The 26,477-nt window shown below is 66.7% G+C and carries 22 protein-coding genes; 8 read left to right on the top strand and 14 right to left on the bottom strand.

Going from position 1 to position 26,477, the window contains the following annotated elements:
* Positions 1-23: 23 nt before the first annotated feature.
* The 3 genes from ACQR1X_RS22395 to ACQR1X_RS22385 are packed head-to-tail and all read left to right on the top strand — an operon-like array spanning position 24 to position 3,794.
* Positions 24-1,577, top strand: a complete 1,554-nt coding sequence (locus tag ACQR1X_RS22395; protein ID WP_434899571.1) for a bifunctional 3-(3-hydroxy-phenyl)propionate/3-hydroxycinnamic acid hydroxylase — start codon at positions 24-26, stop codon at positions 1,575-1,577.
* 33 nt (positions 1,578-1,610) lie between these two features.
* Entirely contained in the window at positions 1,611-2,933 is a 1,323-nt protein-coding gene (locus ACQR1X_RS22390; RefSeq protein WP_434899570.1) for an MFS transporter, read from the top strand.
* A gap of 9 nt (positions 2,934-2,942) precedes the next feature.
* The gene (locus ACQR1X_RS22385) at positions 2,943-3,794 is read left to right on the top strand and encodes a fumarylacetoacetate hydrolase family protein (protein ID WP_316218795.1); all 852 of its coding nucleotides are present in this window, start codon (positions 2,943-2,945) and stop codon (positions 3,792-3,794) included.
* A gap of 144 nt (positions 3,795-3,938) precedes the next feature.
* Here the strand turns inward: ACQR1X_RS22385 and ACQR1X_RS22380 are convergent, their stop codons facing one another.
* Together ACQR1X_RS22380 and ACQR1X_RS22375 are read right to left on the bottom strand one after the other, a co-directional pair.
* On the bottom strand, positions 3,939-5,519 hold the full coding sequence (locus ACQR1X_RS22380) for a DHA2 family efflux MFS transporter permease subunit (protein WP_434896290.1): 1,581 nt from the start codon (positions 5,517-5,519) through the stop codon (positions 3,939-3,941).
* A 12-nt stretch (positions 5,520-5,531) separates the two neighbouring features.
* A complete protein-coding gene (locus tag ACQR1X_RS22375; RefSeq protein WP_434896289.1) occupies positions 5,532-6,800 on the bottom strand; it encodes an HlyD family secretion protein in 1,269 nt (422 codons plus the stop codon).
* A gap of 314 nt (positions 6,801-7,114) precedes the next feature.
* Between ACQR1X_RS22375 and ACQR1X_RS22370 the strand changes: the two genes are divergently transcribed.
* Positions 7,115-10,507, top strand: coding sequence for a hypothetical protein (locus tag ACQR1X_RS22370; RefSeq protein ID WP_434899569.1), 3,393 nt, complete (start codon positions 7,115-7,117; stop codon positions 10,505-10,507).
* An 8-nt stretch (positions 10,508-10,515) separates the two neighbouring features.
* Here the strand turns inward: ACQR1X_RS22370 and ACQR1X_RS22365 are convergent, their stop codons facing one another.
* From ACQR1X_RS22365 to ACQR1X_RS22325, 9 genes are read right to left on the bottom strand one after another with little or no spacing between them, the layout of a single operon-like run.
* On the bottom strand, positions 10,516-11,208 hold the full coding sequence (locus tag ACQR1X_RS22365) for a YoaK family protein (RefSeq protein WP_434889127.1): 693 nt from the start codon (positions 11,206-11,208) through the stop codon (positions 10,516-10,518).
* A 19-nt stretch (positions 11,209-11,227) separates the two neighbouring features.
* Entirely contained in the window at positions 11,228-12,637 is a 1,410-nt protein-coding gene (locus ACQR1X_RS22360; RefSeq protein WP_434899568.1) for an alginate export family protein, read from the bottom strand.
* Between the two features lie 12 nt (positions 12,638-12,649).
* Positions 12,650-13,540, bottom strand: a complete 891-nt coding sequence (locus ACQR1X_RS22355) for a glyoxalase (RefSeq protein WP_316182948.1) — start codon at positions 13,538-13,540, stop codon at positions 12,650-12,652.
* A 27-nt stretch (positions 13,541-13,567) separates the two neighbouring features.
* Complete coding sequence (locus tag ACQR1X_RS22350) at positions 13,568-13,993, bottom strand: DoxX family protein (protein WP_315805331.1); 426 nt, start codon at positions 13,991-13,993, stop codon at positions 13,568-13,570.
* A complete protein-coding gene (locus tag ACQR1X_RS22345) occupies positions 13,993-15,870 on the bottom strand; it encodes an amidohydrolase (protein ID WP_434899567.1) in 1,878 nt (625 codons plus the stop codon). Before ACQR1X_RS22345 ends, ACQR1X_RS22350 begins: the two co-directional genes overlap by 1 nt.
* The gene (locus ACQR1X_RS22340; RefSeq protein WP_315805329.1) at positions 15,867-16,154 is read right to left on the bottom strand and encodes a XapX domain-containing protein; all 288 of its coding nucleotides are present in this window, start codon (positions 16,152-16,154) and stop codon (positions 15,867-15,869) included. Before ACQR1X_RS22340 ends, ACQR1X_RS22345 begins: the two co-directional genes overlap by 4 nt.
* A 14-nt stretch (positions 16,155-16,168) precedes the next feature.
* A complete protein-coding gene (locus tag ACQR1X_RS22335) occupies positions 16,169-16,813 on the bottom strand; it encodes a hydrolase (RefSeq protein WP_316239299.1) in 645 nt (214 codons plus the stop codon).
* Between the two features lie 30 nt (positions 16,814-16,843).
* Positions 16,844-17,350, bottom strand: coding sequence for a hypothetical protein (locus tag ACQR1X_RS22330; RefSeq protein WP_316239300.1), 507 nt, complete (start codon positions 17,348-17,350; stop codon positions 16,844-16,846).
* A gap of 15 nt (positions 17,351-17,365) precedes the next feature.
* Entirely contained in the window at positions 17,366-18,190 is an 825-nt protein-coding gene (locus ACQR1X_RS22325; protein WP_316239301.1) for an alpha/beta fold hydrolase, read from the bottom strand.
* Positions 18,191-18,329: 139 nt separating this feature from the next.
* On the opposite strand from ACQR1X_RS22325, the gene ACQR1X_RS22320 reads away from it, so the two are divergent.
* Positions 18,330-19,379, top strand: a complete 1,050-nt coding sequence (locus ACQR1X_RS22320) for an AraC family transcriptional regulator (RefSeq protein WP_434889122.1) — start codon at positions 18,330-18,332, stop codon at positions 19,377-19,379.
* Between the two features lie 33 nt (positions 19,380-19,412).
* Here the strand turns inward: ACQR1X_RS22320 and ACQR1X_RS22315 are convergent, their stop codons facing one another.
* Positions 19,413-19,868 (bottom strand): nuclear transport factor 2 family protein, encoded by a 456-nt coding sequence (locus ACQR1X_RS22315; protein WP_410053194.1) that lies wholly within the window; start codon positions 19,866-19,868, stop codon positions 19,413-19,415.
* A 114-nt stretch (positions 19,869-19,982) separates the two neighbouring features.
* Entirely contained in the window at positions 19,983-20,783 is an 801-nt protein-coding gene (gene thiD, locus ACQR1X_RS22310) for a bifunctional hydroxymethylpyrimidine kinase/phosphomethylpyrimidine kinase (protein WP_315805324.1), read from the bottom strand.
* Positions 20,784-20,904: 121 nt separating this feature from the next.
* On the opposite strand from thiD, the gene ACQR1X_RS22305 reads away from it, so the two are divergent.
* Together ACQR1X_RS22305 and ACQR1X_RS22300 are read left to right on the top strand one after the other, a co-directional pair.
* Positions 20,905-21,150: an Lrp/AsnC ligand binding domain-containing protein gene (locus ACQR1X_RS22305; RefSeq protein WP_315805323.1), complete on the top strand. Its 246-nt coding sequence runs from the start codon at positions 20,905-20,907 to the stop codon at positions 21,148-21,150.
* Positions 21,151-21,518: 368 nt separating this feature from the next.
* A complete protein-coding gene (locus ACQR1X_RS22300; RefSeq protein WP_316182993.1) occupies positions 21,519-22,583 on the top strand; it encodes a helix-turn-helix domain-containing protein in 1,065 nt (354 codons plus the stop codon).
* Here the strand turns inward: ACQR1X_RS22300 and ACQR1X_RS22295 are convergent.
* On the bottom strand, positions 22,537-25,059 hold the full coding sequence (locus ACQR1X_RS22295; RefSeq protein ID WP_434899566.1) for a bifunctional diguanylate cyclase/phosphodiesterase: 2,523 nt from the start codon (positions 25,057-25,059) through the stop codon (positions 22,537-22,539). The genes ACQR1X_RS22300 and ACQR1X_RS22295 overlap by 47 nt on opposite strands.
* A 238-nt stretch (positions 25,060-25,297) precedes the next feature.
* Here ACQR1X_RS22295 and ACQR1X_RS22290 point away from each other — a divergent pair, with 238 nt between their 5' ends.
* Positions 25,298-26,458: an ABC transporter substrate-binding protein gene (locus tag ACQR1X_RS22290; RefSeq protein WP_315805321.1), complete on the top strand. Its 1,161-nt coding sequence runs from the start codon at positions 25,298-25,300 to the stop codon at positions 26,456-26,458.
* The last annotated feature ends 19 nt before the right edge of the window (positions 26,459-26,477 follow it).

The raw sequence follows: 26,477 nt of genomic DNA, 5'->3' as shown, positions 1-26,477 counted from the left end.
CGTTGTCCAACTCCAGAGTTTCCATGTCAGCCACGTCCGATCACAAGCATTTCGAGGTTGCCGTCATCGGCTTCGGTCCGACCGGCGCCATCGCCGCGAGCCTGCTCGGCATGCAGGGCATCAAAACGCTCGCGATCGATCGCGCTGTCGAGATCTACGACAAGCCGCGCGCGATCGCGCTCGATCACGAGATCATGCGGCTGTTCGACAATCTCGGCATCGCCGAACAGGTCAGCCGGTACGTCGCGCCGTTCCCGGCGTCCGAGCATTTCGGCGCACGAGGGCAGTTGATCCGCCGCATCGACATGGTCGGCCCGCCCTACCCGCTCGGCTACACGCCGAGCATGGTGTTCACGCAGCCGCCGGTCGAACAGATGATGCGCGATCGCGTTTGCGCCTGTCCGTCGGTGACGGTCGAGCTGGGCACGAGCCTCGTCGCGATCCGGCAGGATGCAACGGCGGCGACCGTCGTGCTGCAGCGGGCGGACGGCACGACGCATGAGGTCACCGCCGACTACGTGATCGCCTGTGACGGCGCCTCCAGCACCGTGCGCCAGCAGCTCGGCATCAGCTTCGATGATCTCGACTTCGACGAGCCATGGCTGGTGGTCGATCTTCTCGTGAATGCTGGCGGCGCCGGCAAGCTCCCGGCCACCGCGGCGCAATTCTGCGATCCCGCGCGTCCGACCACCTACATCATCGGCCCCGGCGATCATCGCCGCTTCGAGATCATGCTGCGGCCGGGGGAAGACCGCCACGCGATGGAGCAGCCGGAGCAGGTCTGGCAGTTGCTGTCCCGCTGGCTCGGGCCCGAGGACGCCACGCTGTGGCGCGCGGCAAGCTACCGCTTCCATGCGCTGGTCGCGCACCGCTGGCGCCAGGGGCGCGTCCTGCTCGCCGGCGACGCCGCGCATCAGCAGCCGCCCTTCATCGGCCAGGGCATGTGCCAGGGCCTGCGCGACGCCGCCAATCTGTGCTGGAAGCTCGCGCGCGTGTTGCGCGGCCAATCGACCACGGCCCTGCTCGACAGCTATGAGAGCGAGCGCAGCACGCATGTGCGCGAGCTGACCACGCGCATCAAGGCGATCGGCCGCGTCATCTGCGAGCAGGATCCCGCGGCCGCAGCGGCACGCGATGCGCGTATCCTTGCCGAAGGCGGCGGCGCGCCGCGCACCATCACCCGGCAGGAGATCGTGCCGCCGCTGACGCAGGGACTGCTCGCGACCAGGGCAAACGCGGCCAATGGCACGCTGTTTCCGCAGCCCTGGATCGTCGGCGACGGTGGTGGGCGAGCGCTGCTCGATGCCATCGCCGGCACCGGATGGCGGCTCGTCCTCGACGGGCGGGGCGCGCTGAACTCGAGCTCGATCGACGCTGCGACCCGCGACGCCGGGATCAGTGTGATCGCCATCGGCGGTCACGGCTTGCACGAGGAGAGCGCCGTCGTCGCACGCTGGTTCGAACGCCACGGCTGCAGCGCAGCGCTGGTGCGCCCCGATCATTATGTCTACGGCGTCGCGACGGACGCGCCGGAGCTCGCCGCGCTGCTGAGCGAGCTGAACCAACGACTGCACTAATCAAAACAAGAGAATGTCAAACGGGGAAACGCCATGACGACATCATCGGACACCGCCAGACCCAGTGTGGGAGGACGCGCGATCGCCGTCCTCATCATGCTGTTCCTGTTCCAGACGCTGAACTTCTTCGACAAGCTGGTATTCGGCCTCTCGGCCGTGCCGATGATGAAGGAGCTTGGCTTGAGCCCGAAGGAGTTCGGGCTGATCGGCAGCAGCTTCTTCCTGCTGTTCTCGCTGTCGGGCATGGCGGTCGGCATGTTCGTCGTCGGCCGCTTCCCGGTGAAATGGCTGCTCCTGATCATGGCCGGCGTCTGGTCGGCGACGCAGATCCCGATCTTCTTCTCCGGCTCGGTCGCCGTGCTCGTGATCTGCCGCATCATCCTCGGCGCCGGCGAAGGCCCGGGACTGCCGACCGCGCTGCACGCCTGCTACAACTGGTTTCCCGCCGACCGACGCAGCGTGCCGAGCGCGGTGGTGCTGCAGGGCATCAGCGTCGGTCTGTTGGCTGGCGGTCCGATCCTGACCTATGTCATCGTGAGCCATGGCTGGCGCACCGGCTTCCTGTTCTGCGGCCTGCTCGGGCTCGCCTGGATGCTCGGCTGGTTCTTCGTCGGTGGCGAAGGACCATACTCCGCCCATGCGCCGGAGGCTTCGGCGGCGAAGGACAAGGCGTTGCCGGCGCGCGTGCTGTGGGCCGATCCGACCGTGATCGGCGTCATCATCATGTCGACCGCGTCGTACTGGATCGTCGGTATGTCCGCGACCTGGCTGCCGCCCTATCTGCAGCTCGGGCTCGGCTACAAGCAGGTCGATGTCGGCTGGATCATCTCGGGGATCTACCTGTTCCAGTCGCCGCTGCTGCTCGGCGGCTCCTGGCTGACGCAAGTTCTGCAGCGCAAAGGCTTCAGCCTGCGTGCCTGCCTCGGCCACGCCTCCGGTCTCGCGCTGCTCGCCGCCGGCTGCGCGCTGCTCCTGAGCATCGTCACCTCGGGCCCGCTGCAGCTCGCCTGCATCGCGATCGCCTTCGCCGCACCGAGTCTCACCACGATCTTCGGCCCCGTCGCGCTCGGCGCCGTGGCGCCGGCAATCCAGCGTGGCCGGCTGATCGTCGTGATCTATTCCGGCAACGCGGCCTCCGCGCTGGTGTCGAATGCGCTCACCGGCTGGATCGTCGGCGAGGCCGGCGGCAACGCGCCGCTCGGCTACGCCCACGCCATGACCTTCACCGCCGGCGTGCTGATCGTCGGCGCCATCTCGGCCTTCGCGCTGATCTTCCCGGAGCGCACCATCGCGCGCTTCGCGAAATCGGCGCAAGAACCGGCTTCTCCCTCCGCCGTAGCGGCGGTTTCGACCTGAGGACATCGGATGAGATTTGCAAGCTTCACCATCGACAATGCGCCGACCTGGGGACTCGTCGAGGGCACCGACGTCGCCGATCTCGGTGCCGTCCTGCGCGACCGCTTCCCGGACCTGAAATCGGCGATCGCAGCGGACGCGCTGAAGGAGGCGGCTGCAGCGGCCTCAGGCGCAAGGCGGCATCCGATCTCGGCCATCAGCTTCCTGCCGGTGATCCCGAACCCGGACAAGATCCTCTGCATCGGATTGAACTACGAGACGCACCGCAAGGAGACCGGCCGCTCCGAGGTCGAGAACCCCACGGTGTTCGGCCGCTTCGCCAACAGCCAGACCGGGCACCTCACCGACATCATCCGCCCGCGCGTCTCGACCGATCTCGATTTCGAGGGCGAGCTCGCCATTGTGATCGGCAAGCCGGGCCGCTACATCCCGCGCAGCGAGGCCTTCAAGCACATCGCCGGCTATGCCTGCTACAATGAGGGCAGCGTCCGCGACTTCCAGCGCCACACCCACCAGTTCACGCCGGGCAAGAATTTTCCGGCGACCGGCGCGTTCGGCCCGTGGCTTGTGACCCCCGACGAGATCGACGACCTCGGCTCGCTGCGGCTGCAGACGCGGCTCAACGGCGAGGTGGTCCAGGACGCGACGATCAGCCAGATGATCTTCGATATCCCGCGCCAGATCGAATACTGCTCCTCGTTCACCCGGCTCGAGCCGGGCGACGTGATCGCCACGGGCACGCCCGGCGGCGTCGGCTCCCGCCGCACACCGCCGCTGTGGATGAAGCCCGGTGATGTCGTGGAGGTCGAGATCGACAAGATCGGACTGCTGCGAAATGGCATCGCCGACGAGGCGGTGTGAGCGCCCCTGATGTTCCTGACCGTCATTCCGGGGCAGCCCGCCAGGGCTGAACCCGGAATCTCGGGATTCTCGGGTGCGCAACTGCGCACCATAGTTCGATGCTTGCGCATCGCCCCGGAATGACAGCCGAACAACCGTGCTTCCTCAATGCGCCATCGCCGGCCCGCCGCCGAGCTTGACCTTGCGGAGCGTCAGCGCCAGCGGAATCGCCGACAGCGAGATCAGCATCAGCGCCCAGTAGACGTCGACATAGGCGAGCAGCGACGCCTGCATCTGCACCGTCTGGCCGATCCAGGCGAGCGCCTGCTGCTGCGCCTGGACCAGCGAGCTGCCATGGGCGGTGAAGTAGTTCGTCACCTGGTGCAGCGTGTCCTGATAGGCCGGGTTGGACGGAATGGCATTCTCGACCAGCCGGCTCTGGTGGAACTGCGCGCGATGCGCCAGGATGTTGGCGGCGAGCGACACCCCGATCGACCCACCGGTGTTGCGCGCGGCGTTGATCAGGGCGGAGGCCTGGTCGGTCCTCTCAGGCGGAATGCCGTTGTAGGACGCGGTCGTGATCGACAGGAAGATCAGCGGCAGGCCGATGCCGATCAGCATGCGGGATTCGGCGAAGAACCAGAAGTCCACATTGGCATAGACCCGCGTGAGGTCATACATCGCGAAGGCGACGACCGCGGCGCCCGTCATGATCATGTATTTCGGCTGCACCTTGCCCGAGAGCCGTCCGACCACGAACATCATCGCCATGGTGACGAGGCCGCCCGGCGACAACACGAGGCCCGCCCAGGTGGCCGTGTAGCCGAAATCCTGCTGCACCATCTGCGGCAGCATCTGCGTGGTGCCGAGCAGGATCGCGCCGGTCGCCAGCATCACCAGGAAGCTGGCGCCGAACTGGCGCGACGCCAGCATGCGGACGTCGACCGTCGGGTTTTTCTGGTTCATCTCCCACGGGATCATGGCGATGAAGGCGGCAACGCAGACGGCGGCGGTGACCAGGATGAAGCGCGAGTCGAACCAGTCGTCCTCGAGGCCGCGGTCGAGCATCAGTTCGAGCGCGCCGAGGAAGGTCGCGACCAGCACGAAGCCGACGACGTCGAAGCCGTGCGCCTGCTTGCGCCGCTCTTCAGTGACAGCTTCAGGCTCCTTGAGGATCAGCCCGATCAGCAGCATCGCGGCGACGCCGACGGGGCCGTTGATCAGGAAGCACCAGTGCCATGAGACGTTGTCGGAGAGATAGCCGCCGAGCGTCGGGCCGACGACGGGCGCGACCACGACGGCGACGCCGAACAGCGCGAACGCCTGGCCGCGCTTTTCCGGCGGGAAGGAGTCGGCGAGGATCGATTGCGCGACCGGCACCATGCCGCCGCCGCCCAGGCCCTGCATGATCCGGAACAGCAGTAGCACCTGCAGATTCCAGGCGAAGCCGCACAGCACCGAGCTCAAGGTGAACAGGCCGAGGCACATGATGAAGAAGGTCTTGCGTCCCAGGCGCTTGGCGAGATAGCTCGACGCCGTCAGGATGATCGCGTTGGAGACGAGATAGGTCGTCACCACCCAGGAGGATTCGTCCTGGCTGACACCCATGCCGCCGGCGATATAGGGCAGCGCGACGTTGGCGATGGTGGTGTCCAGCACCTCCATGAAGGTCGCGACCGCGACCAGCACCGCGATGATCCACGGACTGCCGGCGCGCGGCGCGGAAAGAGCGGCAGCCTCACGCATGGCGGACCTCCCTCACAGCACGGCCTTCAGCCGCTCATAGAGCGACGGCCTGGGATCGACACGCACGGTCGGCACCACCGACATGCCGGGACCGAGCGCGACGTCCGTCGGCGGATCATCCATGTCGATCTTGACCGGCACGCGCTGCACGATCTTGACGTAGTTGCCGGTCGCATTCTGCGGCGGCAGCAGCGAGAAGGCTGGGCCCGAGCCGGACTGCACGCTGGCGACATGGCCGCGGATCTCGCGCTCCGGATAGGCGTCGATCTCCAGGGTCACGGGCTGGCCTGGACGCATCTCGTCGAGCTGGGTTTCCTTGAAATTGGCGGTCACCCAGACGTCATCGGGCACGAACATCGAAAGCGCCGTGCCTTGTGCCGCGAACTGGCCGTCGGCGGCACTGAGATTGACAACGCGGCCGGGCTGCGCCGCGGTGATGGTGGTGTAGGACAGATTGAGCTGCGCCTGGTCGCGCTGCGCCTGCGCCTGGGCGAGATTGGCATCGGCGCTCTCGCGCTGCGCCTTCAAGGACTCCAGTTGCCGCTGCGCCACCTGCAGATTGGCCTGCGCCGAGGTCAGCGCCGCCTTCTGCTGCTGGAGCTGCGATGTGTATTGCTGCTCGCTCTGCACCGTGCCCGAGCCGGTGCGGGCGAGGTCCTGATAGCGCTTCGCCTGCTGCTCGGCGAAGGTCAGCCCGGCCTGGGCCTGCTCGACCTGGGCCTGGCCCGCGGTGATCTGCGCCTGCTGCACCTCGATCTGCGCCTCGATGTTGCGGATCGCCGCCTGGGCCGACTTCACCTGCGCATCGGCCTGGGCCAGCGCGGTCTTGTAGTCGCGATCGTCGATGCGCGCGATCACGTCGCCGGCCTTGACGTGCTGGTTGTCGGTGACGGGGACGGCGGTGATGTAGCCGGAGACTTTCGGCGCAATGGAGAACTGGCGGGCCGCGATGAAGGCATCGTCGGTGGTCTCATAGTGACCGGCCGCATCGTAGTAGACGTAGCCGCCGGCGCCGACGGCGAGCAGCAGCACGAGACCCAGCGCTGCCCCAAGCGGATGCCGCCGGATCAGGCTCCTCCGGGCCCCCTCCTGGCGCTGCCCGTGCTCCGTCGGCGACGGACCGGGCTCCGCAGCCGGCGCCTTGGCCTCGATCTGCTGCGGAGTGTCGCCAGAAGAGGCATCCCCGCGCCATTGCCGCACGGCACGATCGCGCGCGGAGACCACCGGATCGTCGTTGGCCGCAGATGGAACCTCAGCCGATGACAGAGCTTGCTGTGTCATCACGTCTCCTTGAAAAGAACGGAACCGTTTCGTTTCTACAGTTGGGCGCGATGCATGTGGGACGCAATGGCGCACAGCGATGCGGCCGGCTAAACTTTTCGTCATTGGAGATCGCCGACGCGCGTTCCCCTGCGCCTCCACCGCGAACCGCCGTGAGCAAGGTCAACTGCGTGACGCAGCCGCGGTTGCAGTCTCACGTCATCGCGTTGACTCGATCAACGCGGCTAAATACAACACACGCATAATAAGAAATTGTTAGGGTCGGCAACCGACTACCGCGGAAGATGCCGACGTGATCCTATTGCGAGGCACGCATGCCCGTCCGTCAGGTGCCAGGCTCAGACCTGCAATATGTGCTCATCGCCTTCGATGCGACGGGGCAAGAGCGGCGAGAGGCCGACGGTTCGCTCGCGAGCGAGATGGTGGTGAACCGCCTCCATGCGCTGGGCGCGGCGGTCAGCGATATCATCCTGCTGAGCCATGGCTGGATGGGCGACGTCCCCGCGGCGATCGAGCAGTATGATCGCTGGCTCACCGCCATGGGAGCGCTCGACGCGGACCGGCTCGCCGCGGCACGGCAGCGTCCCGGCTTTGCTCCCGTCATCATCGGGCTGCACTGGCCGAGCCTGCCATTCGGCGACGAGACGCTGCCGTCGGGCGGCGGCGGGTTACTGTCCGCCGACACGCCGGCGGCATCGCTCGAGGCGGAGGTGGAGCGCTATGCGGCACGCATCGCCGACACGCCGGCGGCGCGCGCCGACATTCGCTCGATCCTCGAGCAGGCGCGCATTGCGCCGGCGGCCACGTTGCCGGACTCGATGCGCGATGCCTATCTCAGGCTGTTCGCTGCGTCCGGCCTTGCGATGGGCGATGTAAGCGGACGCCCTGGCGCCGAGCAGGACCGGTTCGATCCGACCGTGATCGTGAGCGAGGCACGGAGCGGGCCGGCCGATGCGACCGCAGGCACGCTCGGCCTCGGCGACGACCTGCGCGAGGCGCTGCTGGCGCCGCTCCGCATCCTGTCGTTCTGGAAGATGAAGGATCGCGCGCGCCAGTTCGGCGAGGCCGGCGCCCATGATGTCCTCGTCAAGCTGCAGCAGGCGGCGCCGGCGGCCCGGGTTCACCTGATGGGCCACAGCTTCGGCTGCATCGTCGTGTCGGCGGCCGTCGCCGGCACACCCGACGGCCGCGCGCTGCCGCGTCCGGTCGAGACGATGTTCCTGGTCCAGGGTGCACTGTCGCTGTGGTGCTATGCCGAGAGCATTCCGCAGGCCGCCCCGGCGCAGGGCTATTTCCGGCGCACGCTGCTGAAGGGGCTCGTGCGCGGCGCCTTCGTGACCACCCGCTCGAGCTACGACCGGGCGAACGGATGGTTCTACCCGCTCGGAGCGCGGCTGAAGCAGCAATATCTGCTCGATACCGACTATCCGCTGTACGGCGCCATCGGCAGCTTCGGCGTCCGCGGCACCCAGCCTGTGGCGACCGTCGACATGCCGATCCAGGATGTCGGCTTCAGCTACGGTTTCGGCAGCGGCCGGGTCTACAACATCGAGGCGAGCCGGATCATCCGGAACGGCGGCGGCGCGGCCGGCGCCCACAGCGACATCGCCCACCCCGAAGTGGCTCACGCCTTCTGGGCCGCGATCCTGGCCGCGCCCGCGGCCGTCAGGCCGCAACCCGGCAGCATCGGCGGCGGGCTGCTCAGCGACGACATCCGCCACTTCGATCAACAGCGATACGATCAGCAACTCTGGCGGCAGCGAACGTTCGAGCGGACTTCGGAGCAGGTGCAACAGGTTCAGCGGCAGGAACAGCAGCAGCAGGTGCAGCGACAGCAGCGCGAGCAGCAGGAGCAGAGCCAGCATCCGCAGCAGCAACGGCAGCAGGAGGAACAGCAGCAGCGACAGCAGGAGCAGGATCAGCAGCAGCAGCGGCAGCGGCAGCAACGGCAGGAAGAGCCGCAGCAGATTCAACTGCAATATCCGCAATGGGTGGCGCCGCCGACCGTTCCGCAGCCGCCCCCGCTCGACAACCGCAAAGCCTATCCGCCCGGCGAGCAGCGCTGGATCAATGCCGGCTTCGAGGATCTCGATGCGCCGTTGAAGCCGGGCCAGTGGTACACGTTCGCTTTCGACGTCGACGTCCAGCAGAGCGGCGTCTCGTCGGTGCCGCTCGCCGACGAGCAGTTGTTCCCGGAAGGAACCTCCGACGTCACTTTGACCATCCAGCTCGACAGCGACGATTTCGAGCTCTCCGACAAGAGCCGCCCGCTGCGCCTGCCGCGCACCGGCAAGTCGCGCAACAAGGCGCGGTTCGATCTGTCGCCGAAGAAGTTCGGCCCGTCGGCGCTGCGGGCGACGGTCCACAAGGACGGCAATTTCGTCCAGCAGATGGACCTCGTCATCGATGTCGGCGCGGCGCCCTCGCCCCGCGTCGAGGGCGCGCATGGCCGGCCCTACTCCTCCGCCAGCGTGCTCAATCCGCGCGATGTCGGCCTGTCGATCATGCCGATCGCGGGCGGCTACGACTGTCTCGTCTGGAAGCCCGTCACGGTCCGCGCGCGGCTGCCGTTGCTGCCGGACTACCTGGCCAAATCGATCGAGATCGTGCGCCAGGAGCTCATGAAGGTCGTGACCCATCAGAACGCGGCCGGCAGCTTCGTCTTCCAGAGCGGGATCGACATCGCCGATGCCGACCGCGACGCCGCCCTGAAGATCATGGCGCGGGCGGGATCGGCGCTGTTCCAGAAGCTGTTCTTCGGGCCCGCCGCGGCGCAGGATTCCAAGGACATCGGCGACTTCCTGCGCAAGCTGACCAGCGACCGCTCCAGGCGGCTGAAGCTGCAGATCGTGGCGGAGGCGACCACGGTGCCGTGGGGCCTGCTCTATGTCGGCGATGCCTCGGCCGGCGCACAGCTCGACTGGGACAATTTCATCGGCATGCGCCACGTGATCGAGCAGATCCCGATGCAGAACACGCCGCGCATCTCCGACTGCCTGATCCCGAGCGACAAGCCCGAGCTCAGCATCAGCCTGAACGTCAACGACAACATCGACCGGCAGATGGGCGCCGACCTCGTCGCCCAGCAGCAGCGGTTCTGGCTTGCGGAAAAGGCGGCGCGCCGCAACGTCCACATCGTCTCGCGCACGACCAGCAAGGAGCTGGTCAAGGCGCTGGCCGACGAGACCACCAACGACCAGATCCTCTACCTCTATTGTCACGCCCGGGCGACCGGCCTCGACGATCCCGGCGGTCCCGACAGCTCCAGCCTGGTGCTGACCGATGCCGGCATCACGCTGGGCGAGCTCAGCCTGGACGCCCCGACCAGCAAGCTGCTTCCCGGCAATCCCCTCGTCTTCATCAACGCCTGCGAGTCGGCCGAATTGTCGCCGGCGTTCTACGACGGCTTCGTGCCGTATTTCATGGCCAAGGGCGCGCGCGGCGTGGTTGGAACGGAATGCAAGACCCCGGCGATCTTCGCCACGGCCTGGGCGAAGCGCTTCTTCGAAAGCTTTCTCGACGGCGTGCCGCTGGGAGAGACGTTCCTCAGCTTGCGCCGGGAATTTCTCCGCGAGCACGGCAACCCGCTCGGGCTGCTCTACGCGGTGCACTGCGACGGCGACACCCAGGTTGCGCCGTCGCTGCCGCGGCTGCCGCCGACGGCGCCCGCGCCGACCGTCCAGCCGGCCCTCGGCACCGGGACCTGACGGCGTCCTCAGCGCGCCGGCTGCGGCCCGGCGAGGCGCATGCCGAGCGCCAGCGCGGCGACGACCGGCGGCACGACGAAGCACCAGCTTCCCAGGCGCATGAACAGCAGCGCCGCGGCGCCGCAGCCGAGCGCAAAGGCGAGCACGTTGATCGCCATCTGCATCAGCCGCGCCGGCGGCGGCGCTTGGCCCTTGTCGCCGACATAGATCCTGTCGGCGAGGTCGATCATCACCTGCGTGGTCGTGCCGGTCATCAGGGTCGACGGCGGCGAGCTCGGCAGATGGATCCGGTGCACGGCGTTCTGGATCGCCATGGCCGCGACCAGCACCATGCCGGTGATGATCGCCTCGCGGCTGTCGCCGTCATGGAACGGGCCGAAATGGATGGCGAGCACGGCGCCAAGGACGAGCAGCACCAGCTTGACGCCGATCAGGACCTCGAACGCGCGCGACCACCGCCGCGACAGCAACGTGCCGGCCAGCCGCGTCGCGATCACGACCAAGCAGAATACCGGGAGCGCCAGCAGCTTGGCGGTCGCGCCCGAGGTGCCCAGTGCCAGCGCCGCACCGAACGTCACGAAGTTGCCGGTGACGTGCGCGGTGAACAGGCCCTGCAGCGCCAGGAAGCCGGCAGTGTCGACATAGCCGGCATTGACGCTGAGCAGCAGCGGCACCACGTTGCGGGACTCGAATTGCGACATGTGGTCCTGCTTTCGTTGTTCAGAGCGCGTATTTCAGCTCGATGCCGATGTAGTTGCTGTCGTGGCCGCCGGCGCGGCGCAGCGTGTCGCCGATCTCATAGTGCACGGCTTCCAACGCGCCTGTGAGGTTGGCGTTGAAGCGATAGTCGGCGCGCAGCTGCGCATAGGCGCCGGACCACGAGCTGCCCTGCCCCGCGGTGCCGGCGACCGCGACATTGGGCTGGACGTAGATCGCGTCCGCATTGGTCGCGCGCCATTGCAGGCCGATCGCGGCCATGAATGAGAGATCTGTCATGGGCCTCACCGTCAGCGACGGTTTGAGGTGAATCAGGTTGGTGTAGCCGGTGAAGCCGGCCAGCGTGAAGTAGTAGCCGTTCGGGAACAGCGGATTGAAGGTCTCGATTTTGCCGTCACCGGGATGGCGGTCGCCGGAGGCGCCGTCGAGCTGAAGGCCGATGCGCGGCTGCCAGGCGACGTCGGCGAAGGTGTAGCCGGCGCGCGCGCCGGCGCCCCAGGCGCGGATCTGCTTCGCCCCGACCGAACCCGCCTGCCCCATCGCCTCGAGATCCCAGTCGAAGCCGGCGAGCTTGCCGGCGAAGCGGATGTCCAGCACGTGGCGCTGCTCGAGGCCTGCGGCATCGAGGAAACGCGCATCGTCACGCTGATAGTAGGAATAATACGACGACAGCTCGTTGGTGCCGAGCACCTGGCGCTCGACGCGGAAGGTGTGGAAGAGGAACGATCCGTTCGACGTGTCGTCGAACGGGCGCACCAGCTTGTATTGCACCGGCTGGCTGACGAAGCCGATGAAGCGCCACGGGCCGCTCTCCCAGTCGGCCCACAGCGCGTCGAAGGACTGGCGCACGTTCGGCCCGTCGCGCGAAGAGACGAAGCGCTGCAGGTCGAAGTCGAAATCCTGCCGCCCGACCCGTGCCTTGAACGTGCCCTTCTCCGTCGCATTGACATAAGCGAGGAAGGCGAGCCGGAGATCGAGCGGGTTCTGGTCGACCGACGTGATGTTGGCCTTGCCGAAGGCGCGGTCGTCCTCGAGCTGGACGAACAGCTGCCAGTGCTCGTCGAAATGCGCGTCGGCATGGATCTGCAGCCGCTGCAGGACGTGCTGATCGGGCTTGGCGCCGCCGATGCCGAAGCTCGCCGCGTCCAGGCTCTCGAACCGCTCGCGCAGGGTCATGCCGAACGAGACATAGCTCTGCGGCACGCCGGCCTGCAGCGGAATGTACTTGATCGGATCGAACGGCTCCGTGCGCAGCGCCGGATTGGCGAGGACGGACCAGTCCTCCTGCCAGCGATTGGTGCGAATGGCGGGACGGGCGTCCTCGGCGGCGGCCAGGCCGCACGACACCGCGACCATCGCAAGCGCCGCGGCCGTCCTCGTCAGTGCCCCAGCCATCCGCACGCGCCTCTCCATCCGCCGATGGCGCTACTTTACCAGCGCATGGATTTCCGCGACATAGCCGCCGGGAAACTGCACCAGCGCCTGCTCGCGCTTGTCCGCCGTGAACGGCTCGACCAGCACGGTCGCGCCCGAAGCCTTGGCCTTGTCGAGCGTGGCCTTGAGGTCGGCGACCTCATAGCCGGTCATCTCGCGGCCGAACGGATATGGCAGATGGCCATCGGTGACGAGCACGGTCATGCGGCCGAACACCGACTCGATGCGGATGCGCCGGTAGCGGTCGTTGGGCCGGCCGATCTCGACGCCCGGCGCCTTGGCCTCGTCGGAGATCACCTTGCCCTTTGAGAACCGCAGGAAGGCGCGGGTAAACGCCTCGGCGCGATCGGCCGAGACATAGACGCGGTTCTCCGGAACCTTCTCGAACGCGGCGTAGGACGGCTTGGTCGTGTGCCAGTAGAGCTGCATGTTGACGCCGCCCGGCCACTGGATCACGGCATCGCGGCCGATCGGATCGGGAAACGGCGAGACGACGACGTCGGCGCCGGCGGCCCTGGCGGCCTTGATGGCGGCGTCCATGTCGGTGACGAGATAGCCGGTGCGCTCTGCGCCGAACGGATACGGGATCGGAGTCTTGAAGCCGAACAGCGACACCGTGCCGACCGGCGTCTGCAGCAGCTGCGAGGTCGTGCTGCTCGGCGTCGGCGTCACCGTCGCGACGACCTGCTTGGTGCTCTGGCCGCCGAAGGTGGCGAGGAAGCTCGTGACGAACTTCTCGACGTCGTCGGGCGCGACATAGACATGCGTCGTGTCGTATTGCGCGCCGACGCCCACGAGCCGCGCGGTGTCCTTGGCGAATGCGGGAGCGCCGAACAAGGCGGTGGCAACGAGTACGCCGAGCAGATGACGGGAGCGGATCATGACAACCTCAGACAAATGGAGACCGGATCAGGCGCGGCGCGCGCGCCAGGACATGATGGAGACGAGCACGAGACCGGCGATCAGGCCGAGATGCTCGAAGAAGGAATTGAGCGCCATGAAGCGGTCATGGCCCTCCATGTGCCAGAAGTCGTTGGCGGTGAGCATGGCGACGAAGGTGAGCACGCCGAGCGCACCGGCGCCGAGCCAGGCGAAGCGGTTGACCACGACGAGCAGCGAGCCGATCAGCTCGACGGCGATTGCAGCGACCGCCCACAGCGCCGCCGGCTGCAGGCCGAAATGGGCCTGCTCGGCGACGGCACCGGGAAAATCCATCAGCTTCTGGACGCCGCCGATCACATAGGCCGAGACGAGCGCGAGCCGCGCCGCGGGCCAGAGCCACGGCCAGGCGAGCACCGCTGCGACCGGCCGCGGCGTGTCCGGGATCACGGCCATCACACCGCCCAGCAGGCGCAGCCGAGCGCGCCCCAGAAGCTCTTGAGGTCGGCGATCGGCAACTGGCTCGACCAGGACCGTGCATGGTCGTGGCCGTGGACGCCGCAGGCATTGGCGCAGCCGCACATCTGCATCGCCTGGGCACGCACCGCGCCGGTCTCATCCTTCGCGAGCCACGCGCCGTAACCGCCGAAGCGGCGCACCGGCGACCAGTCCGGCATCGCCGGCGGCGGCGCGGAGTCGTCCAGCATCTTGAAATCTGACGCCGCATAGACGACGCGGCCGCCGACCATGGTGAGGTCGCTGGCGATGTCGGCGATCTCGGCCTCGGCACAGGAGAAGAAGTCGCGGTCCGGCACGATCAAATCGGCAAACTGCCCGACCGCGATGCGGCCCTTGCGGCCCTCTTCATTGGAGAACCAGGTGACGTTCTCGGTCCACATCCGCAAAGCGGTCTCGCGATCGAGGCAGTTGCGCTGGGGATACAGCCGCAGGCCGCCGACGGTGCGGCCGGTGACCAGCCAGGACAGCGAGACCCAGGGATTGTAGGAGGCAACGCGCGTCGCATCGGTGCCGGCGGAGACCTTGACGCCCTTGTCCAGAATCTTCTTCACCGGCGGCGTCGCCTCGGCCGCGCCAAAACCGTAGCGCTCGACGAAGTACTCGCCCTGATAGGCCATGCGGTGCTGCACGGCGATGCCGCCGCCGAGCGCGGCGACGCGGTCGATCGACTGGTCCGAGATCGTTTCGGCATGATCGAAGAACCAGTTGAGACCCTCGAGCGGCGTATCCTGGTTGACCTTCTCGAACACGTCGAGCGCGCGCGAGATGGTCTCGTCATAGGTGGCGTGCAGCCGCCACGGCCATTTGTTCTGGACGAGGATGCGCACCACCTCTTCGAGCTCGCCTTCCATCTCGGCCGGCATGTCCGGCCGCGGTACGCGAAAATCCTCGAAATCGGCGGCCGAGAACACCAGCATCTCGCCGGCGCCGTTGTGGCGGAAATAGTCGTTGCCCTGCTTGTAGGTCGAGCTTTGCGTCCAGCGCAGGAAATCGTCCTTCTCGCCCTTTGGCTTCTGCGTGAACAGATTGTAGGCGAGCCGGATCGTGAGCTGGCCGTCATCGGCCAGCTTCTGGATCACGGCATAGTCGTCCGGATAGTTCTGGAAGCCGCCGCCCGCGTCGATCGCGCCGGTGACGCCGAGGCGGTTCAATTCGCGCATGAAGTGCCGGGTGGAATTGAGCTGATAGTCAAACGGCAGTTTCGGTCCCTTGGCGAGCGTCGCATAGAGTATGGCGGCGTTCGGCTTGGCGAGCAGCAGACCGGTCGGATTGCCCTCGGCATCACGCGCGATCTCGCCGCCGGGCGGTTGCGGCGTGTGCTTGTCGTAGCCGACGGCGCGCAGCGCGGCGCCGTTGAGAATCGCACGATCATAGAGATGCAGCAGGAACACCGGGGTGTCGGGCGCGACGGCGTTGAGTTCGTCGATGGTCGGCAGCCGCTTCTCGGCGAACTGATGCTCGGTGAAGCCGCCGACCACGCGCACCCATTGCGGCGGCGGCGTGATGGCGACCTGGGCCTTGAGCATCGCCATCGCGTCCGCGAGCGAGCGCACACCGTCCCAGCGCAGCTCCATGTTGAAGTTGAGCCCGCCGCGGATGATGTGCAGGTGATTGTCGATCAGGCCAGGCAGCACGCGACGGCCCTTGAGATCGATGACCTTCGTCCGGGGGCCGGCGAGCTTCATCACGTCCTGCTCGTGGCCGACCGCGGTGAACACGCCGTCCTTGATCGCGACCGCGCTCGCCGCGGGATTGGAGCGATCGAGCGTCGTGAACAGGCCGCGATGCAGGATGAGGTCGGGATGATCGGTCATGAGGTCTTCTCGTCCCGCGCCGGAGCGATGGTTGTGTCTGCCCGTCCGTGATGGCCGGGCAGCAGGCCGAAGATGTGCGTGGCGCAGGCCGCCTTCTGCCACGCGGCAGCAAGCGTGGTGCCGTTCAGGAGCTGCCTGCCCACGGGGATCACCTGCTCTCCGACGAGAATGCCGAGCAGGCCGACCAGCGCCACCAATGGCGGCGCCGGCGAGCGGACCTGAAGCAGGCTGTAGATCACGCCGACCAAAAGCCCTGCCCCGAGCGAGAACAGATAGATCTTCATCGTTCGTCCCAGGGCTACTTTGCGCCGCCTTCCGAGGCGTGCTCGCCGAGCGCCCATTTCGAGAAGCGGATCTGGATGCCGTAGGGCGAATGCGCCTTCAGGATCTCCATCATACCGTCATAGGTCTCGGCACGTGCCCAGTCCTGCTGGAGCTCGAAGGCGAACTGGCACGAGGTGATCGGCACCGCGCCGGCCTGCACCGCGCGATCCATCGCGCGGTTGTGCGCCTCGAGGGACAGGTCGCCGCAGGCGTCGGCCGGGATGTAGATCTCGTAGCCTTCGCGCAGCATGTCCAAGGTCGGGAACAGCACGCAGGCCTCGGTCCACAGTCCCGCGATGATGAACTTCTTGCGGCCGGTGGCGGCGACCTGCTTGCGGAAGCCGGCGTCGAGCCAGGAGTTCATCGCCGTGCGGTCGACGATGTCGTGCTCCGGAAACAGTTCGGTCACCTCGGGCATGAACGGGCCGGAGAAGGAATCCTTCGCCACCGTGGTGAGCACGGTCGGAAGCTTGAACAGCTTGGCCGCCTTGGCGACGATCTGGATGTTGTTGAACACGCCGAGACGGTCGTGCGACTGCACGCCCTGATACATCGCCGGCTGATAGTCGATGAGGGCGACGGCGCAGTTCTGCGGGGTGAGCATTTCGAGCTTGGACACGTGGTTCTCCTTGAGAAGCGGATGGTTGACTCAGGCCAGGGAGGCTCCCGGCGCCACGGAGGCGAACCGCCGCCATGAGACGATGCCGAGGCCAATGAACAGCAAGAGAGTGACGATCTGAGCGACAGCAAACGGCGGCTCGCTCTGCGTCGGCGCCAGCGCGTTGAGCGCGCCGATCTTCTGGAACGACTGCACGATCGCAACGAAGACGTTGAGATAGAGCGAGAGCAGCGACGTCACGACATAGACGCGTCCCCACCAGCCCGACAGCGCGAACACATAGAGCGCGGCAGCGGCCGCCGTGAGCAGCGCGAGCAGGATGATGCCGATGATGCGGGGCGGGTCGAGGCCGAACGGCGGCAGCGGAAATCCGGTCACGCCTGTAAGGAAGGTCGTGGCCAAGAACAGTGCCGCCCACACTGGCAGGTGGCGGCCCGCCAGCAGGCCGGCGAGCATGATGAGCCCGGTCGCAATTCCGATGAGGCTCAGCACCACGTGAATCTGAAGAAACAGAGTCGTCGGAATTCCCCAGGTCATGAATCTCTCCTCTGATCAGCCCTTGATGAAGGCCAGGAGATCGGCATTGATCGTCGCGGCCTCGGTGGTCGGCATGCCGTGCGGAAAGCCCTTGTAGGTCTTCAGCGTGCCGTTCTTGAGCAGCTTGGCGGAAAGCGGCGCAGAGTCCGCATAGGGCACGATCTGATCGTCCTCGCTGTGCATCACCAGCACCGGCAAGGTGATCTTCTTCAGATCCTCGGTGAAGTCGGTCTGCGAGAACGCAACGACGCCATCATAATGCGCCTTCGCGCTGCCCATCATGCCCTGCCGCCACCAGTTCTGGATCACCGCCTCGGACGGCTTGGCGCCGGGCTTGTTGAAGCCGTAGAACGGCCCAGCGGCGACGTCGCGATAGAATTCCGCGCGGCGCGTGGCGACCTGGGTCTGGAAGTCGTCGAACACGGATTTCGGCAGTCCGCCCGGATTCGCCGCGGTCTGCACCATCAGCGGCGGCACCGCGGCGATGATCGCAGCCTTGGCCGCGCGGCTCTCGCCATGGCGCGCGAGGTAGTGCACGACCTCACCGCCGCCGGTCGAATGGCCGACATGGATCGCGCTGTTGAGATCGAGATGTGCGGTCAGTGCCGCGAGATCGTCGGCATAGTGGTCCATGTCGTGACCGTCGGCGACCTGGGCCGAGCGGCCATGGCCGCGGCGATCGTGGGCGATGACGCGAAAGCCGTGATTGAGGAAGAACAGCATCTGTGCATCCCAATCATCGGCTGACAGCGGCCAGCCATGGCTGAACACGATCGGCTGGCCGGAGCCCCAATCCTTGTAGTAAATCTCTGTGCCGTCATTGGTTTTCAGAACGGGCATGATTTCTCCTGCGCGCCAGCCATGCGGTCGCACCACCGATTTTGGTATCGCGATCGCCAATATCAGGTGCTATGCAGTCTCATGTGCATCTGCACAATGACCCGAGGATGCCAAAGCACTGGCTCCAGAAGGCCAAGGGATGGATCAGCAGATTCGAACCACATCGTCGTCCTGGATGCGCGGCGTTGCGACGACGCTGAACGAGCAAGGTCTGGATGCCGCCGCGCTGTTCGCCGAGGTCGGTCTGTCGATCGACGATCTCGACGATTGCGACCGCCGCTGGCCGACCGAGGCATTGAGCCGGTTGTGGGTGCTGGCGGCCGAGCGTTCGGGCAATCCGGACATCGGGCTGGCAAAGCTCGATGCGCCGCGACCTGACAACTATGGCGTCGCCGGCTACGCCATGATGTCGAGCCCCACTCTTCTCGCCGGGCTGATGCGCCTGATCCGCTACATGTGCCTGGTGAGCGACGCGGTGACCATCACGCTCGAGCCGGGTCATGGCGGTCGCTGGATACGAACCGACGTGTTCGGCGGTGAATGCCCGATTCCGCGGCAGCGTTATGACTACGGCGTCGTCAATCTGCTCAATCTATGCCGGTGGATGCTGGATCGTCCGCTGACGCCGCTCGCGACGCGTTTCTCGCATGCGGTGCCGCTATCGATCGCGTGCTACAACAGGGCGTTCCAATCCCCGCTCGAATTCGATGCGCCGTTCAACGGATTCCTGGTGTCGGATCAGGATCTCGCCTGCAAGCTGACGACCTCGGCGCCCGAGCTTTCGGCAATCCACGATCGGATCGCCGACGAGGCGCTGGAGCGCCTGGTCAAGGCCGACACCGCGCATCGCGCCCGCGCCGCGATCGCCAGGCTGCTGCCCGACGGCAGCCCGCTGCGCTCGGCCATCGCAGCCGAGCTCGGCTTGAGCGACCGAACCTTCCAGCGCCGGCTCGCCGATGAAGGCCTCTCCTTCAGCGACCTCGTCGACGATGTCAGGCGCGAGCTGGCCCAGCGCCATCTCGCCGATTTCCGCATGACGCTCACCGACATCGGCTACCTGCTGGGCTATGCCGACCAGAGCACCTTCTTCCGCGCGTCAAATCGCTGGTTCGGCGAATCGCCAGGCGAATACCGCTCGCGCGTGATGAGGGGCGTGCGTCGGGAAATCGCGCTCGCGCGCGGACCATGATCCGCCGGCGGGAGACGCCTTCAGACGCGTTCTTCAGAACATCCCATTGGGATTGGCCGACTGCTCGGGAATGGGCTGAACCGAATCCCAGTGCTCCTCGATCTTGCCGTCCTTGAGACGGAAGATGTCGACGATGGCGTTGCCGCGGGTGCCGGGCTCGCGGATGGCGTGAACGCGCAGCACGACGAAGTCGCCGTCGACATGCACCTGCGTGATCCTGCTGTGCGACTGTGGAAACTTGGCCTTCAGAAATTCGATGAACTTGCGAAATCCCTCAGGGCCATCCTCGGCATTCGGATTGTGCTGGATGTAGGTGCCGAGATATTTCGACGCCGCCTCGAAATCCTTGCGATTGAGGCCCTGCTCATAGAAGTCGAGCACGATCGCCTTGTTGCGTTCCTCCTGGGCGGAATAGGCCCGCTGGGCCAGTACCGGTGTCGCCACCGTGGCGAACAGCACCGCAGCCACCGCCGCGAAACGCGTCATCATTCCGTCATCTCCTGCGGAGCGCAGACATGATGCAGCCGTTGTCCGCCCCAGCTATTTCGGCTGCCGCCAGCTAAGCTGAGTTGCCACGGGAAGTGACCTCAAAGATGTGTGACCTCAATAATAGCGGTGGAGATGATGCACCGGGCCGTGGCCGTGTCCGACCGTGAAGCGATCGGCCGCCGCGATCGCGCCGGAGATGAAGGCCTTGGCGTTGCGCACGGCCGCCTCGAGGCTCTCCCCCTTCGCCAGCCCTGCGGCCACGGCCGACGACAGCGAACAGCCCGTGCCGTGGGTGTTCTTCGTGTCGATGCGCGGCGACGGCAACGGGATGCTGGTCGCTGATGTGATCAGGTAATCGGTGCTGTCGGCGCCCTGCCCGTGACCGCCCTTGATCAGTACGGCCGGACAGCCGAGCGCGAGCAGCCGGCGGCCTTGCGCCGCGATCGCCTCGTCCGTATCAGCGACCGGCTCGTCGAGCAGCGCGGCCGCCTCGGGCAGGTTCGGCGTGATCAGCGTCGCCTGGGGGATCAGCCGGCGGCGCAGCGCGTCGATCGCATCCTCCGGCAACAGCCGCGCGCCCGAGGTCGCGACCATCACGGGATCGAGCACGACATGCCGCGGCCGCCAGCGCGCAAGGCTTGCCGCGATGGCGTCGGCGATCGGCGCCTGCGCCACCATGCCGATCTTGACCGCGCCGACGTCGAGGTCATCGAACACCGCATCAATCTGCGCCGTGACGAAATCGGGCGGCACCAGATGCACCCCGGTCACGCCCCTGGTGTTCTGGGCGGTCAGCGCCGTCAGCACCGAGGCGCCGTAGACGCCGAGCGCCGCGAAGGTCTTGAGGTCGGCCTGGATACCGGCTCCCCCGGAGGAATCCGAACCGGCGATGGTGAGTGCGACGGGGGTGCTCATGCCCCTTCCTAGCGCGGGCCGGCCGCGCCCGGCAAGCAGGCCCGGTCGCCGGAGAAAGCGTATCGACTTCGCCGGAAAACGCTATATTGAGGCGAAAGATGCCTTCCGGAGACAGCCCGCAATGGTTCCCTTCTTCGTCCAGATCAAGTGCAAGCTCGGCCAGTCCTACACGGTCGCCAATGCGCTGGCGGAAGCCGAGATCGCCTCCGAGATCTACTCGACGGCGGGAAATTACGACCTGCTGGTGAAGTTCTACGTCGACAATGACACCGACATCGGCCACTTCGTGAACGAGAAGGTCCAGGTCCTGCCCGGCATTCAGGACACCCACACCATCATCACGTTCAAGGCCTTCGGCGCCACCTAGCGACGCGCTCATCCTGACCCGGTGCCTGCCCGTCGGCCGCTTGCCTCGCGACAAAGGCGCCCGTCGTGACCGACGGGCGCCGAGGTCCTGAAAATGGGTCAAGCATGGTTTCGTCATGAAAGACGGTGGCGGCCGGAGACCGTTGTCCGCCAATTCGCGCCAGTGGGCCGGAAAGCCGGACCTTTCGATCGTGAGGGGCAATGGGGGACCGTCGAACGGCCCGGCTTTCCCTTTCGGCAACTTGGCGATAGGCGTTCTATAGCGGGTGCGCGGAGCACCCGGTCAAGGCGAGCAACCGATCCGATACGGTCGATCAAGAGGTTGAGACGAAAACTCAAGAATGACTGCGGCGCCGTGTGAAGAGTGAGATCAAAGCCGTTTCGTCCCTGCTGCCGAGCTACGGCTTTTGCGCCGAGCAGATGGACACCGAGGCGAACATCGCGGCGTGGCGCGAGGCCACTTCGACGTTCTTCGAGGTCGACGAACTCGCGGCCGGCGAGGCCGCTCCGTTCAGGGCGGACGTGCTGTCCTACGCGCTGGGCTCCGTGCTGCTCGGATCGGCCCGGGCGAGCGGCCAGCGGTTCCGCCGATCGGCCGAGACCATTGCCCGCAGCGGCGTCGACCACATCATCCTGCAGCTCTACGTGAGCGGCAGCTATGAGGGGGTCGCGGCGGCCGCGCCGATCCGGGTCGAGGCCGGCGACCTCTGCGTGCTCGATCTCGCCCAGACACTCGAAACGCGCGCGACGCCGTTCGAGAACATTACCTTGGTCGTTCCCCGTCCGATGTTCGATGCGCGCCTGCTGCAGGTCGACGACCTGCACGGCCTGGTGCTGCCGCGCAGCGGCGCGCTGGCGCCGCTGCTGGCGCGGCATTTCGGCGCACTGCTCGACTGTGCGCCGCGCATGAGTTTCGACGAGTGCCAGGCCGCGGTCGAGGGCACGATCGCGCTGATCTCGGCCTGCCTGCGCGGCGAGCTCGAACGCCGCGATGCCGACCGCAGCGTGACGCCGGATGCTTCGCTGCTCCGCATCCGCCAATACATCGAGGCGCAGCTGTCGAGCCCCGAGCTCAGCGCCGACGCGGTGGCGCTGCATTTCGGGATGTCGCGCGCGTCGCTCTATCGCCTGTTCGCGCCGATCGGCGGCATCGCCGACTACATCCGCAGCCGCCGCCTGCATCGCGCGTTCTTCGATCTCGCCGGGACCGGGTCGCGGACACAGCGCATCAGCGAGGTGGCGCGGCGCTGGCAGCTCGGCACCGATGCCCATTTCACGCGGCTGTTCAAGACCGCCTACGGCATCACGCCGAGCGCCGCGCGCGAGGCCGCCATGCTGGGCCTGGCACGCCTGCCGGTCGACGCAGATGCCGAAGCCGCCTCGCCGCTCAGCCGTTGGATGCGAGGGATAGCAGCGCCCCGGACCGGGGAATGAGCGCGACGACGGCCGCCGAGCGCGGATCGTCGTCCTCGGATGCGTCGTCCTCGGATGCGTCTTCGGCCGGCTGCGGCTCGTCGGCCTCGGATGCAGCGCGGGCGATCTCCAGATGCTGCTCGAGCTGCTCAACCGGCATCGGCCGGCCCAGCAGATAACCTTGCGCGAAGTTGACGCCGAGCGAGCGCAGTTGCACCAGCTGCTCTTCGGTCTCGACGCCTTCGGCGGTGATCTGGATGCCGAGCCCCCGCGCCAGCGTCACGACCGATGAGATCACGGCGGCACTTTCGTCGCGCACGCTCAGATTGGCGACGAAGGACTTGTCGATCTTGATCTTGTTGAACGGGAACGCCGTCAACGAACGCAGCGACGAATAGCCGGTGCCGAAATCGTCGAGCGCCAGAGAGATGCCGAGGCCCTTCAGCCGATCGATGAAGCTCTCGTTCTCGGCCGCGCGCTCCAGCAGCACCGACTCCGTGATCTCGATCTCGAGACGCTTCGGATCGAGGCCCGACCGCGCGAGCGCCGACTGGATCACGTCGAACAGCTCGGCCTGCTTGAACTGGACCGGCGACAGATTGACGGCGATCTTGACGTCGTCGGGCCATGCGGTGGCGTCGTCGCAGGCGCGCCCGATGATCCATTCGCCGAGCGGCACGATCAGGCCGGTCGACTCCGCAAGCGGGATGAACTTGTCCGGCGGCACCAGCCCCTTGACCGGATGGCGCCAGCGCACCAGCGCCTCGACGCCGCACCGCTCGCGCGTCTCGGCGTCGTAGAACGGCTGATAGTGCACCTCGAACTGGCACTGCGCGATGGCGTCGCGCAGATCGCCCTCGAGCGTGTTGCGCGCCTCGAGCTCGGCCGACATCGCATCGTCATAGAGCGTGTAGCAGCTGCGGCCGGCGGATTTCGAGCGGTAGAGCGCGAGGTCGGCCTTCTTAAGCAGGTGCTCCTGGTCGCGGCCGTGCTGGGGCGCGAGCGAGATGCCGATGCTGGTGCCGATCTCGACGCGCTGTCCGCCGAGCTGGTACGGCTCCGCGATCAGCCGGGTGATGCGCTGCGCGAGCTCGATCGCGGCGGCGCGCTGGTCGGAGGCGCCGGCCTGGATCAGGGCGAACTCGTCGCCGCCGAGCCGGGCCAGCACGTCCTCGTCGCGCAACTGCGATCTCAGCCGCTGTGCCACCTGCACCAGCAGCTCGTCGCCGGCGCCATGGCCGAGCGAATCGTTGACGTTCTTGAAGCGGTCGAGGTCGAGCAGGAAGACGGTGAAGCGGCCGCTCTTCTCGTCGTTGATGCGCTCCATTTCCTCGAGGAAGAAGGCGCGGTTCGCAAGGCCGGTCAGCGCGTCGGTCTGCGCCAGCTCGAGCACGCGGCGATTGGCGAGCGCGAGCTGCAGGGCGTTGCGGCTCGACAGCGCGAGATACACGGCAAGGAAGATCGTCGTCGCCATGCCGGCCGCATACAGCGCCAGCGCGCGATTGTGGCTCGCCATCAGGCTGCCACCGGCGGGCGCCGCCTGGAACACCCAGTCGGCATCGCCGATGCGCAAGGTCGTCGACCAGATGCTGGGGGCCGCGGGCCAGCGCTGCGGGTCCACGCCGGAGGCATTGATCACGCGCTCGGGCGGCAGCAGGTTGATCGCGAGCGCCGGGCTGTTGGGATTGTTCGCGCGCACCGACTGCAACAGCGTCGGCAGGTCGAACACGCCGATGATGAAGCCAGAGAGATTGCGCCGGCGGTCGGCGACAGTCGTGCGCGACGTCCCCTTGGCGTAGACGGGGATGCCGATCATCACGGCGTTATTGCGCTCGTTCTGATTGATCAGGTTCTGACGCGTGCGCAACGCGCCGATCACGTCGTAGTCGCGCGACTGCTCCAGCACGGCGCGATGGTCGGGAATGCTCCAATAGTCGAGACCGTAGACCGGCGAGGTCTTCGCCTCGGTGGAGAAATAGACCGGATAGTATTCGTCGCTCTCCGGCGCGACGGTGCCGTCGGGATAGGACTTGATGCGAAACGCGGGAACGCCGTCGGTGATCGCCGCCGCCTCGTATTCGCCGCGCTCCTTGCGCTTGATCCGCGGCAGCCACGCCAGCCGCAGCATGCCGCGATGCGACTCGAACAGGCGCGCGCTGAAGGTCTGGTACTCGCTGCGCGTAATGTCGTCGTTGGCGGATTCGAAGCGGGTGCGCAGCGCGGTCAGCCGGCTGACATATTCGTTGACGCCGTTCTGGACCAGGATCGCCTGGGCTTCGGCCAAGCCTTCGAAATCGGTGCGCGCCAGCCGGTTCTCCCAGCGTCCCACGGCAACCGTCCCGACGACCGACAGCACGACGCCGACGCATGCCGCGATGATCGCAGGGCGATAAAGGCGGTATCGCGATAACGACGCGCGCAGCCTCTCGCGCCCGCTACCGCTGCGAGCATCATCCTTTTCCTGCAGCGTCGGTGCGCTGTACTCTTCAACCTGCAATATGGCCCCCGCCAAACGGCTGCCCCTCACCACGATGCGGCCGATGCTGGCCGCGGTAAGTTAAGGACGGTCAAAGATGATCCGTTGTGGCGTACCAGAAACCGGGGCTTGGTTAACGGCTGACTGTTGAGGGCCGCCCAAAACGCGATCAAGCGCGGGCTACGTCTTTAGCGAGGTCTTCATTCAACACGCCTAGACTGAGTTGTCATCAAGTGTACCCCGTGCATCGAAGATCGCAATGAACTGGTTTTCAAGCCTTCGGATCTCCTTCATTCTCATCTTGATCGCCGGCGTGCTCCCGCTGGGGTCTGCGCGCGCCGACGAGCTCGGCGTCACCAACGACACCATCATGTTCGGCCAGGTGGCGGCGCTGGAAGGCCCGTCGGCCGCGCTGGGCCAAGCGGCGCGCCAGGGACTGCTGGCGGCCTTCAACGAGCTCAACGCCAAGGGCGGCGTCTACGGACGCAGGCTCAAGTTGTTGAGCCGCAACGACGGCTACGACCCCGATCGCTCGGTCGTCGAGACCATCAAGCTGATCTACGAGGACAAGGTGTTCGCGCTGATCGGCGCCGTCGGCACGCCGACCGCGATGGCCACTGCGCCGATCGCGGCCTCCAACGACGTCCCCTTCATCGGGCCGATCTCCGGCGCCGAATTCCTGCGGACGCCTGAATTCCAGAACATCGTCAACATCCGCGCGAGCTACGCGGCGGAGGCGGAAGCCTCGATCAAATATCTCACCGAAGAGCTTCACCTGACCCGCATCGCGATCTTCTATCAGGATGACGCGTTCGGCCGCGACGTACTGGCCGGCGTGAAGACGCATCTCGATCGCCGCGGCCTCGAGCTCGCGGCCGAAGGCACGTTCGAGCGCAACACGCGCGCTGTCGGCGCGGCGCTCAAGGTCATCCGGCGCGCGGAGCCTGAAGCGGTGATCCTGGTCGGCACCTACGGCCCGTGCGCCGAGTTCATCAAGATGGCGCATCGCAGCGGCTTCAATCCGACCTTTACGGCGGTCTCCTTCGTCGGCGGCAACGCGCTCGCCAAGGAGCTCGGCCCGGAAGGCCGCGGCGTCGTCGTCTCCGAGGTGGTGCCGTTTCCGTGGGACACCGACCTCCGCATCGTCGCCGACTATCAGGCCGCGATGAAGACGCTCGATCCGAGCCAGACGCCGGACTTCATCGGCCTCGAGGGCTACATCACCGGCCGACTGGTGGCGCGCGCCCTGGCGATGACCGGGCCGAACCCGACCCGCGCCGAGCTGCTCCGCATCATCAACGAGGTCGGCCAGTTCGACATCGGCGGGCTGGTGGTCAGCTTCGGCAACGCGCGCAAGGAGAATCCACCGCCGGTGTCGCTGACGGTGATCCAGAGCGACGGCAGCTTCAAGCCGATCTGACCTGAGCGCGCGCGCCCGC

The sequence above is a fragment of the Bradyrhizobium sp. HKCCYLRH3073 genome, from assembly GCF_051167995.1.
Lineage (GTDB): Bacteria > Pseudomonadota > Alphaproteobacteria > Rhizobiales > Xanthobacteraceae > Bradyrhizobium.
This window is presented reverse-complemented; position numbering and strand designations above follow the sequence as displayed.

Bases quoted from the DNA above. Each gene is read 5' to 3' on its own strand.
- ACQR1X_RS22325 (WP_316239301.1), bottom strand. From the start codon at position 18,190: ATGCCCGTTCTGAAAACCAATGACGGCACAGAGATTTACTACAAGGAT.
- ACQR1X_RS22315 (WP_410053194.1), bottom strand. From the start codon at position 19,868: ATGATGACGCGTTTCGCGGCGGTGGCTGCGGTGCTGTTCGCCACGGTG.
- ACQR1X_RS22370 (WP_434899569.1), top strand. From the start codon at position 7,115: ATGCCCGTCCGTCAGGTGCCAGGCTCAGACCTGCAATATGTGCTCATC.
- ACQR1X_RS22365 (WP_434889127.1), bottom strand. From the start codon at position 11,208: ATGTCGCAATTCGAGTCCCGCAACGTGGTGCCGCTGCTGCTCAGCGTC.
- ACQR1X_RS22380 (WP_434896290.1), bottom strand. From the start codon at position 5,519: ATGCGTGAGGCTGCCGCTCTTTCCGCGCCGCGCGCCGGCAGTCCGTGG.
- ACQR1X_RS22375 (WP_434896289.1), bottom strand. From the start codon at position 6,800: ATGACACAGCAAGCTCTGTCATCGGCTGAGGTTCCATCTGCGGCCAAC.
- ACQR1X_RS22330 (WP_316239300.1), bottom strand. From the start codon at position 17,350: ATGACCTGGGGAATTCCGACGACTCTGTTTCTTCAGATTCACGTGGTG.
- ACQR1X_RS22290 (WP_315805321.1), top strand. From the start codon at position 25,298: ATGAACTGGTTTTCAAGCCTTCGGATCTCCTTCATTCTCATCTTGATC.
- ACQR1X_RS22305 (WP_315805323.1), top strand. From the start codon at position 20,905: ATGGTTCCCTTCTTCGTCCAGATCAAGTGCAAGCTCGGCCAGTCCTAC.
- ACQR1X_RS22360 (WP_434899568.1), bottom strand. From the start codon at position 12,637: ATGGAGAGGCGCGTGCGGATGGCTGGGGCACTGACGAGGACGGCCGCG.
- ACQR1X_RS22350 (WP_315805331.1), bottom strand. From the start codon at position 13,993: ATGGCCGTGATCCCGGACACGCCGCGGCCGGTCGCAGCGGTGCTCGCC.
- thiD (WP_315805324.1), bottom strand. From the start codon at position 20,783: ATGAGCACCCCCGTCGCACTCACCATCGCCGGTTCGGATTCCTCCGGG.
- ACQR1X_RS22390 (WP_434899570.1), top strand. From the start codon at position 1,611: ATGACGACATCATCGGACACCGCCAGACCCAGTGTGGGAGGACGCGCG.
- ACQR1X_RS22385 (WP_316218795.1), top strand. From the start codon at position 2,943: ATGAGATTTGCAAGCTTCACCATCGACAATGCGCCGACCTGGGGACTC.
- ACQR1X_RS22395 (WP_434899571.1), top strand. From the start codon at position 24: ATGTCAGCCACGTCCGATCACAAGCATTTCGAGGTTGCCGTCATCGGC.
- ACQR1X_RS22355 (WP_316182948.1), bottom strand. From the start codon at position 13,540: ATGATCCGCTCCCGTCATCTGCTCGGCGTACTCGTTGCCACCGCCTTG.
- ACQR1X_RS22345 (WP_434899567.1), bottom strand. From the start codon at position 15,870: ATGACCGATCATCCCGACCTCATCCTGCATCGCGGCCTGTTCACGACG.
- ACQR1X_RS22320 (WP_434889122.1), top strand. From the start codon at position 18,330: ATGGATCAGCAGATTCGAACCACATCGTCGTCCTGGATGCGCGGCGTT.
- ACQR1X_RS22340 (WP_315805329.1), bottom strand. From the start codon at position 16,154: ATGAAGATCTATCTGTTCTCGCTCGGGGCAGGGCTTTTGGTCGGCGTG.